The organism is Photorhabdus caribbeanensis (assembly GCF_018448885.1).
GTDB classification, from domain to species: Bacteria; Pseudomonadota; Gammaproteobacteria; order Enterobacterales; family Enterobacteriaceae; genus Photorhabdus; species Photorhabdus caribbeanensis.
Genome location: NZ_RCWB01000129.1, coordinates 1 through 712, shown reverse-complemented (window position 1 = coordinate 712; position 712 = coordinate 1). Strand labels below are relative to the sequence as shown.

Annotated in this window: 1 protein-coding gene and 1 pseudogene; both read right to left on the bottom strand. The window is 47.6% G+C overall.

What is annotated here, in order from left to right; all coding sequences use genetic code 11:
- Nucleotides 1-367 (bottom strand): type VI immunity family protein (locus EAE90_RS23305; protein WP_339921822.1); only part of this gene is annotated, 367 nt, incomplete at its 3' end.
- 37 nt (nt 368-404) lie between these two features.
- Nucleotides 405-712 (bottom strand): annotated as a pseudogene (locus EAE90_RS23300) (DUF3396 domain-containing protein); the annotation flags it as partial.

The window sequence follows — 712 nt, the reverse complement described above, 5'->3', positions numbered from 1 at the left end:
CGGAATCCAGATAACGCATCAGATAACGAGGTGCCTCATCTTCATTTTTAGCATCACTGACGACCCAACCACAAGGCTGGTTTTTTTTCTGGCTAAGAATGCCTTCTTCCACTTTGGCAATATTTTCCGGTGAATATTTTCTTAACCCTTTCAGCTCATGACGGTGAAAACGCAAGTGAGAGCCAAACTCTTCACGAAAGCGGCGATAACAGGCCAGAATGCGCTGTTTTTTCTCCTGAGTGTAGCCCTGCTTAAAAAACAGAGTGATAGAAATCCCAAGACGAGAAACAGTCAGCCCATCGCCATTGAGGAAGGTAAACGCGGCCAGTTGTGATTTCAACTGGGCAAAGTCATCTACAGTTTCCATCATTTTCTCCGTAAGTTATGAGTCGGTGGATAATCTGTTATTCCCACATATTTGCCGCTTCCCGTATCAGATGCCAGATAGTTGTACCTGTCTCTGCACCTTCAACATCAAAAGCCATCGCCCCCTGAGCAAAGAAGTACTGCTTGCCCGGCAGGCTATCGGTTTGCCAGATCCCGCTGACCAGTGCCGGATGATCACCTCTCAAAGGGGTTACATGCAGCGGTCCCCGGTCATAACGGGCATACCAGGCCAAGGTGGAAGTTGAATTAAAATGCCCTTCACCATAGAAGTGCAGGGAATCACCTTCTCCCGGAACAAAACGTATCGGACGTATCAACTGGTTAA